This window comes from Niallia sp. HCP3S3_B10 (genome assembly GCF_052064465.1).
Lineage (GTDB): Bacteria > Bacillota > Bacilli > Bacillales > Cytobacillaceae > Niallia > Niallia hominis.
On sequence record NZ_JBQHVO010000103.1, the window covers coordinates 1 to 8,729 of the forward strand.

At 32.6% G+C, this 8,729-nt stretch carries 7 protein-coding genes and 3 pseudogenes; 1 reads left to right on the plus strand and 9 read right to left on the minus strand.

Annotation, left to right across the window (positions count from 1 at the left end; genetic code table 11):
• Positions 1-258 precede the first annotated feature (258 nt).
• The 3 genes from ACTNDN_RS24065 to ACTNDN_RS24075 all read right to left on the minus strand — a co-directional run bounded on the left by ACTNDN_RS24065 (position 259) and on the right by ACTNDN_RS24075 (position 1,771).
• Positions 259-387 (minus strand): hypothetical protein, encoded by a 129-nt coding sequence (locus tag ACTNDN_RS24065; protein WP_268817980.1) that lies wholly within the window; start codon positions 385-387, stop codon positions 259-261.
• Positions 377-1,567, minus strand: coding sequence for an MFS transporter (locus ACTNDN_RS24070; RefSeq protein WP_031540127.1), 1,191 nt, complete (start codon positions 1,565-1,567; stop codon positions 377-379). The genes ACTNDN_RS24065 and ACTNDN_RS24070 overlap by 11 nt, the downstream gene beginning before the upstream one ends.
• 81 nt (positions 1,568-1,648) lie before the next feature.
• On the minus strand, positions 1,649-1,771 hold the full coding sequence (locus tag ACTNDN_RS24075) for a hypothetical protein (protein ID WP_268817979.1): 123 nt from the start codon (positions 1,769-1,771) through the stop codon (positions 1,649-1,651).
• A 394-nt stretch (positions 1,772-2,165) separates the two neighbouring features.
• On the opposite strand from ACTNDN_RS24075, the pseudogene ACTNDN_RS24080 reads away from it, so the two are divergent.
• A pseudogene (locus ACTNDN_RS24080) lies at positions 2,166-2,395 on the plus strand (IS66 family transposase); the annotation flags it as partial.
• 115 nt (positions 2,396-2,510) lie between these two features.
• On the opposite strand, the gene ACTNDN_RS24085 reads toward ACTNDN_RS24080, so the two are convergent.
• The 6 genes and pseudogenes from ACTNDN_RS24085 to ACTNDN_RS24110 all read right to left on the minus strand — a co-directional run.
• Positions 2,511-3,218, minus strand: coding sequence for a tyrosine-type recombinase/integrase (locus ACTNDN_RS24085; RefSeq protein ID WP_160314274.1), 708 nt, complete (start codon positions 3,216-3,218; stop codon positions 2,511-2,513).
• 214 nt (positions 3,219-3,432) lie between these two features.
• Positions 3,433-3,861: pseudogene (gene tnpA, locus ACTNDN_RS24090) on the minus strand (IS200/IS605 family transposase).
• A gap of 251 nt (positions 3,862-4,112) precedes the next feature.
• Positions 4,113-5,672, minus strand: a complete 1,560-nt coding sequence (locus tag ACTNDN_RS24095) for a hypothetical protein (protein WP_065429145.1) — start codon at positions 5,670-5,672, stop codon at positions 4,113-4,115.
• A 38-nt stretch (positions 5,673-5,710) separates the two neighbouring features.
• A pseudogene (locus ACTNDN_RS24100) lies at positions 5,711-6,708 on the minus strand (ATP-binding protein).
• 15 nt (positions 6,709-6,723) lie between these two features.
• Positions 6,724-8,205 carry a hypothetical protein gene (locus ACTNDN_RS24105; RefSeq protein WP_231512611.1) on the minus strand — a complete coding sequence of 494 codons (1,482 nt, stop codon included), beginning with the start codon at positions 8,203-8,205 and terminating at the stop codon, positions 6,724-6,726.
• Between the two features lie 177 nt (positions 8,206-8,382).
• On the minus strand, positions 8,383-8,729 hold a 347-nt coding region (locus ACTNDN_RS24110), incomplete at its 5' end, for a UPF0236 family transposase-like protein (protein WP_441132511.1).

Below are 8,729 nucleotides of genomic sequence, written 5' to 3' on the forward strand. Positions count from 1 at the left end.
AATCATCAGGCCAGCAAGCGTAGCGCGGTAGCCTTGACTGAACACAACACTAAAGTAACTAAATGCGACAACTATGTTGACAAACACCGTTAACAACGTAAAGTAACTTGCCTATTTCAATTAGATACTCATCCTTATTTAATATTTTGTATTTCAACAATAATCAACTCCAAAATAAAATAATTTAAAAATTGGAATTTTTCCACTTGATTTTGAAAATAGAGTAAAAAAAAATAGTGGAACCACTTTGTTGCAAATTTATTTTTCCGCATCTTTTTTCTTTAATGCTTTTTTGTCTCCATTTATTTTTTTTCCTTTTTGCATAACTTTGCATTGAGTAACCTCAGGTTTAAGTTTTTTTACCTCTGGGTTTAAATTAATTTTCATATGTATCCCTCACAATCTCATTTTTCTTTATATTAAATTTATTTTTCAAAAATAAAATAGTAGAAAAGACGATAATTAGGCAGGAAATTGATAGATAAGTAAACTTCAATCCAAAGTTATCAGCAATTAATCCTGTTAAAGGTGATATTAAAGCAACGAATAAACTAATGAGTAAACTTGCACATGATAAGATTGTCGCTCTGTTTTCCGATGGAATATTATCATTTAATTTGGTGTAAAAATACGGACTTGCTATTCCTCGCACCACACTTAAAGCTACTAATATAATTAGCCCCCAAAAGTTATCAAGGATATAGAGCATAAAAGTTAGTATACTAAACCCAAGAATCAAAACCAGATTAGTATAATCTTTAAGCTTTAATGAAATTTGTTTACTCCTTTTCGAGAAAAACCCTGCAGTGATATTCAATATAAAAAATATAAAACCAAATTCAGTACTACTTATTTGTATTTCATACATAAATGGCTGATCATAAGCTTTAACTATCTGTATAACTGACATAATTAATACCAATGATAATGTGGCATTCAATACTTTATTTGTTTTGAAAATAATAAGTGTACTTGTTTTAATTATTTCAAAATGCCCTTTTTTTCTATTATTTTGGGAATATCTCACTTCGTCCTCTAAATTTATTGAAATAATCAATGCACACAGAAAAGTCCCAATAGTCATAATAAAAGGTAAATAAATATTTACCCCATATAGGATGCCAGAAATAATCGCAGCAAAACCCATATAATAAAATGTATAGCCTCGAATTCTCCCGTCAATTTCTTGAAACTCATTTTCATGTTTATACTTTTTCATCATGTCATATAAATATGCTGAATCCGTTCCAGATAAAAACACTACTCCTAATGCCATTAGTACTGACCCCACATAAAATGAACCAAAGATATAAAAGACAATACTAATAAGTCTTAACAATACACTTATAATTAATGACACTTTTCTAGAGTATTTATCACTAATAATTCCTGCTGGAATTTCCATAAGTATAACGGTTATACCAGAGACAGTTCCTATTAGCATTAGTTGTGTTATAGATAAACCGTGATTAAAAACAAAAAGAGCAAAAATCGCATCGATGAATAAAACAGAAGTAAGCACACTATATGTTCCAAATAATAACAAGGTTTTTTTATATGAGTTCATGAACAGTTTCCTCACCTATTATTTTTTTGTAAAATTACCGCCACAATTGTGGCGGTAAAATAAAATTGTAGCCGAAAAAAATTAACAAATATCAGTTCCTGGGTAATATAGTTCTAATTTTAATTCTTCATCTTCATTAGCCAATTCATTTTGTGTTTTAATTTCGGATAAAATGTCTTCAAGAGTATATTTTTCCTCACTCATATTCTCACCCCCATTCTTATTATTAATAGTTTTTTATTTGATAACCATTTGCATGGATACCATCAAAGTAAGCGGAATATATTAATTTATTCTTCAATACTATAATACAACTTTTTCCACATATGTCTGTTTGGTATTTGTTACAATATATTGAAATTTCTATGTAATCACATAATTGCATAAAAAAGAGACAATGACGATACCTTAAATCAGCTTCACGATAAAGGAAAATTAAAATAGAATACAAAGGTACTGTCGTTTAGATCAAAAATATACACAAAAAGGATAACCCTCTTGAGGTGATGGAAAGCAAGGGATTTGAAGGATTCATCAATATAAGAGTGATTGACGAAACGTTGAACGAGGGTGAGTTTTACTTTTTAAAAGAAGGTTCAACCGATCCGATGGGAAATCTGGTCAAACCAATCCCTATAATTGGGTGTATCGAAGTGTGCCAAGCCAAGGTCCAACCATGACTCTCTTTCAAAGCTCAGTATCACGTGCTCGATCTGTCCTTGAAAGTTTCATTAAAGGATATTCCGGAATGATTGTTTGTGATGGTTATTCTGCTATGATAAGTTGGAAGGCGTTACCTTCGCAAATTGTTGGGCGCATTATCCGAGAAGAATTACTGTATGTCTTAACATAAAACATTTCTTCTCTTTTTTCTTAGATAATCTTTTGATGTTTTTGACAAAAGTTTCAGTCTTCAGTTCAGAAAATCGGGAATTCTGATGCTTTATTCGTCATAAGACACCTCCGGGAAAACCTGCAGTGTGTAATCTTCAAACAGTTCCATAGCTTCAGGATAGAATTCGCTGCTGAATTTCAGATAACTCTCCGTTTCTTTAAGGCTGTCATGTCCCAGATATATAGATAAATAGGGAACCGATGCGTCAATCGAACGCCCTGACTTTTCAGCTTCTGCAAAGTATTTAAAGGCAAACACATGCATCAGGCAGTGAAGGCATGGTCCACGTTCCCGTTTTCCCATACCTTTCAATGATATGCCGGCATATTTCAGTATGGTATTGAGTTTATTACGAGCAGCTTTTACAGAAAGTGGTACTTCCTGTATTGCGCTGGGGAACAGTAATGCTTCGGCTTTTCCTATCAACCCCATTACTAAACAGTATCTAATCAAGATTGATGTCAAAGTCTCATGCATAGGTACTAGCCGTTGCTTGTCTCCTTTTGTCTGTTTTAGAATGAGGATTCCACCATCGAGATCCATATCCTTCATCTTCAAAGCTAGAGTTTCCCCTACGCGCAAACAGCAGCCATACATGATTCGGAGCATCATTGGAAACTCAAGCTGGATGTAGGGATTCGGTTGGCTCTTTGTAAGGGTAATATTATCGGATAATGCAAAAATCCTTTTAAGTTCCTCATCAGAAAAAAACTGGCTTTTTTCTGTCAGTGAAGCTGGAGCAAAAGCTAACGCCATTTGTTTAAGCATCACAAGCCATGAAATCTTAGATCAATACTTGCCCTGGTCAAAAATGATTCAGGCAGAATGTAGTAATTAAAATAAGTAAGTATCCGCCGGTAGAACCGGCGGTTTTAATTTCGCCCTATAAGGGCACTTTACCAACGAAGCCCCTAAAGTGACCGCCAACCGTTTACTCTCCCTACTTTTCTTTAAATGGATCGACGTATTCTCATTTGCTCATATTATCTCGCAAACGGTCTTCTGCTTCTTGCTCTCGAATAATATACTTTGCAATTGTTTTTTCGTTTAGTCCCACCGTACTTACGTAATATCCTTTCGCCCAATACGTTCGGTTTCCATGATTATATTTTAAATTTGCGTGTCTATCATGGATCATCAAGGAACTTTTACCTTTTAAATATCCCATGAAATACGAAACAGACATTTTCGGTGGTATTTTTACCAGCATGTGAATATGATCTGGCATTGCATGTGCTTCCATTATTTCTACATCTTTCATTTCACATAGTTTTCTCAAAATAGCACCTATATCTTTTCTTCATTTCCCATACACTACTTTCCTTCTGTATTTGGGAATAAATACGATATGATACTTACAATTCCATCTTGTATGTGATAAACTATTGTCGCTCGACATGAGCAGGACTCCTTTCGTTATTTGAAGTTGGTTTGACGGCCATCTTCTATTATAACGATTGGAGTTTTTTTCTGATACAACTCTACAAGTTTCATTTGCACACAGGCATATCCTGTGGTTTAAAAAGATTAATAAAAGCCATATATTCGATTTAAAAAATCGTGGTATATGGCTTTTGTGATGTAGACCGAAAAGGTGTTCTTTTTTATAGTTCAGGCTTACGCTATTCAATTTAAATACTCTGCTTTGTTTTATTTCATTTTGTCCATTGCTATTCGAATTGGAGATTTATAAGGCGGATACCTCTTAGATTTACTTATTGGACAATTTACTTGTTCACTGATGTCTTTTATGAGATTCTTCATGTAATTAATTCGTCCATTAGGAAAATAGAAAACTATTTCTTCATTTGAATTTTGCGGGATTTTTGCAAGGTACATAGGAATAGTATCATCAGGATGGAGTTGTTTAAATTTTTCTGGGTTTTGTACGACCTCTAACCATTTTATATAACGCTCAATTAATAAATGTGTAACGATTTTATTTAAAATATAATTTATTCTGCTAACATTATAATTTAAGAAATCAAGCTCTTCCTCTCTACTGATAGGATTTAATACTTCTTCTAGGTGTGTCATAAATGATCCACGAATAAATGAACTAAACCGTTCTCTTATGCATTCAAAATCATATGTTTCTCGAATTTTTGTTTGATTTTCTATTTTCCAAAATGAATCTATTCCTTCACACTCCATTTTCCACCAAGTAAATGATAATGCATGGGGACAAACATCACCATTTTGTTGGGCTTTATTGAAAATCTCAACGCATTTCTTGTGGTCCTTGATAATATTACGTAATATATATCTACTTACTGCTTTATAAATAATCCTAGTTTGTTTGTAGACTTCAAAGAAGAAACTATCAATTTTATGTTTTTCGTTGAATCTAAAGCGTGAAAATTGACGTGGAAAAGCAGTTAAATAATTTTCCTTTAACAACCTATAATCATTTTTAATTTTCAAGATTCCCTTATTAGAAGAAATTTTAATAATTTTCTCACTCAGAGCAGGGTTATCATTAAAAGCTCTAATCAATAATTGGGGCATCATTGTCAAGTAATCAGTATCATTAATAACAAAGTATTTGTTGTAATTATCAAAGGGGTAAATTAAATGATATTGATGAACTTTTTCACGAGGTAAATTTAACCATGAATTTATGATTTGGTTTTGAATTCTAGGTTGTTTTTTCCATGATAAAAATATTGACCGTATATTTTCTGAATCAAGAAAATCGTAACCACAGGTGCAACGAAAAGCCTCTTTGTTGCCTTTATTAATAAGATATTCTGGCATTAATTTATCACATTTTACGCACCTAACAATTAACTCTTGTTCTGGATGAAAAGCACAGTGATCAAAAATTTTCAGTTGGTGTAGAATACTATGATATCCTTTACTTAAACAAATAGGGCAATATGACAAGTTAGAGTGAAAATAATTAATTTCAAACTTAATATTGGGAATTATATGGATTAGTTTATCTGCTAAATTGTCATGGTACTCTTTTAGATCTATTCCAATAATCTTTTGACTCAATTCCGAATCAATGCTGAAAAAATAAACTAGATTACGGTGGCGGCTGCCAGCATTTGAAATGTTTTTTAATTGCCTAACATTTTTATTGCCGATTAAGGCTAAAATAGTATTTCCGTCAATAGCATTTGCCCACATAAATTTTTCTAATATTCCCCAAGATGATTCGTAGTCTTGAATCCATTCGGTAGACCAAGTAAATTGAAAGGTCATAACTTTCAACCACCTTTATCTAAGTAATGTATATTATATTAACTTATTTGATACAATTCTGATTGGATGTACCCAGAATTATTAATTGCTTCTTCCCAATGAGTTTTTTTATAGCCGGTAAATCTAAACCATTATTTCCAAATCGTTTTAAAGCATATTCTACAGTTAATGTAACATATTGCATTGGAATTTCTACTTTCTGAGGTAATCCGAATTCTCTTCTTAAATTTACAAAAACCTGAAATTATTCTTCGGCTGAATGATGCAACCTATATCCTCTTGTAAAAGATTCAGAAAAAAAGTATTTAGTGAATGACCAGTTACTATTTGTAGGGTATTCACAATAATCGTCATATCCTGTTAAACAAATCCTTAAATTATTTAAATTTTCAATTCCCTTAAATTGATATTCATGGCTCATAAAGCGACCCACTATTTGAAATTTATCTCCACTGATAAACGCAGATCGTTGATGAACCAATTCTTTTTGTCCTACTAGAATAGTAGTTAAAGTTATGCCATAATGATCCAAATCATTATATAGATCCATTAACCAATCATAATGAATTTCTACAAGTCTTTGTGCATCATCTATAAAAAAAACAATCTTATTATTACCTGAGAAGTCAGCACGTTCTACTAGAAATCTTAATAGCCTTGTTCTCTTCATATTGGATTTTCCACTTATGATAATTGAATGTCCCACAGCATTTAATAAATCTTCAAAAAAGAAATTTTCATTGGGATTTTTGTATTTACGACAACGAATATGAAAAATTGGTGTATTTTCACCAAAGTCTTGTGGCAAACAATTAATTAAATATGAAATAGCTCTTGTTTTTCCTAATCTGGGACGACCATATATGATCGCACCCGGAGTTCTGTTTTCGACCCATTGAATGACAGTTTGATACATTCTATCGATCTCATTTGTTGAAATCAAATATTTACCCGTCTCAATGGGATGAGTTCCTTTTGGAATATAAGGTCTAATTAATATTTTATTAGATTGATTGGATTCCACTGTTTCTGACATTTTTAGGACCTCCAATTAAAAAATTATCGTTCTTTTTAAGATTCGCTTATCAGTTTGTTTATCCCCTGCTTCAGGTTCCTTATGCTTCCTAACATTAGATAGATCGGAAAGGTTTTCAAAATTTCCGTTAATAATGGTCCCTTTGTCTTCATTATACTTTGCTATTTGGTATCGTTCTTCTTTACTCTTTTGTTCTTTTTTTAGGGAAGCTAATTTGTTTCTGTTTGTTTTATTTTTTCGTGCTTCTTTTTCTAAGTAGTCTTGGTAAACTTGAATTGGATCATCATATTGAGTGAAATGTATTAACTTATTATTTTTTAGTTTATTTATAGCTTTTCTAGTTCTAAGGTCATGAGGGGTTATTCCCCATTTTCCAGTAGCACTTAAATTACCTAATTCACTACCATCATCTAGAAATGCTTTTACAATCCTTAAATCATCCGTGTTGACTAGCAGTTTAAGTGTTTTATTAACTAAATGTGGCGAACGGTTTAATACATCGTTCGTATATCTTACCCCTTCATAATTAACAAATGGTCTTCTTCCATTCTTTTCACTACCATTAACTCTTCTTGTAACTGTTAATGAAAAAAAGGCTATTTCATTACGTTTTTCTTCAGGTAACTGAAGTATTGTCATTCCTCTCGCTACTCTTTGTTCAAAAACTTCTAATGGGCTAAGATTACTATTTCCTTCATGTGGACTATCATTGTATTCAGCAATTAATACATCCGTAAGTTCTTCAAGGTGTTGTGCAGTAATTCTATATTTAATAGCATTTTCTTCTGAATTATTCCTTTTTGGGTCTTTTGGGTTACTTCCAGTTGTAGAAGGTAACCTATGAAACCCATTTTGCTCTAATGTCCGAAAAAAACGTTCGATAATAGGCCTTCTAACCGGAATTGCTACAGGTCCCAAATTAATAGAACAACCAATTAAGTCAACAAGTTTTTCTTTTACATTCTTTGCAATATTAGCTTTTGCATTGTCGTAGCAAAACTCGTCCCATAAACCAAAACTAGCTTCTGGAATTAAATTTGAAGGAAAGTTTGCTCTTTCCGAATAGTTTAATCCTTCAATAGTAAGCGATTTCCTTTTCCACGGAAAAATAGCATTCCTAATACACATTAGAACATCATGTGCAGAATATTCTTTATTTAGACAGAGATGATATCCTAGTATTGCTCTCGTAGCTACATCAACAATGGAAAGAATCCATATCCGATTCATTACTTCGATAATCTCATCACCCTCTGGGGTATTAAAAATTATTGCTATTGAAGTATCTATTCTATGACCGTCAAATTCCACTCGTTCTAGCGGTCTGATAATCATCGGATTGTTTTTGTTACCGATGCCGGTGTTTTTGGCAACCATAGCTGCTTGTTCACCATTCCTATTTGCTACTTCAACAAAATACGTTTTAGACAATGATTTTACATACCGTTCAAGGGACTTTATTGCCAATGAACTCGTGTTAAAAGGATATTCATTCATTTTAATCCCCAAAACTTTACATTCATTAATAAACTTCTTGTGTAAATTTCTTATGTTAATGAGATTGAGTCAAGTTTTTGTGGGAGTTTTTTTAGCTCCCTTTTTATAAAGTAAAACTTCTAATTTTGTATCCGCTTTCTAAATGTATTCTTTCATCAAAATTTCTTTTTTTCTTTTTTAAAAACCTTTTAATCCCTGTAAGGCAAAGTGAATGGGTTTTCCAATCGCCTGATTTAAGTATGGTATGTTCTGACGCACGGTTTCTGTTACTAATTTTGTGGGTATTTCTCTTTTCGGTCGATGCTCTTTCTTTGATTTTTCCGTGGTCTTTTCCCATTTCCCATATATCGTTTGGATGGATAGGTCATCCTTCAATCCAATCCACAAGCGTGCCATGCTCATGACCCCTTTTTTGCTCCATGCTCTTCCATTCTTTAATCGTTTGGCTAATTGATTCATCATCGCCTCTGCACTTCCCATTGGACGATACGCTGTCGTGTCCACACCTTTTTCCTGTAACCAAC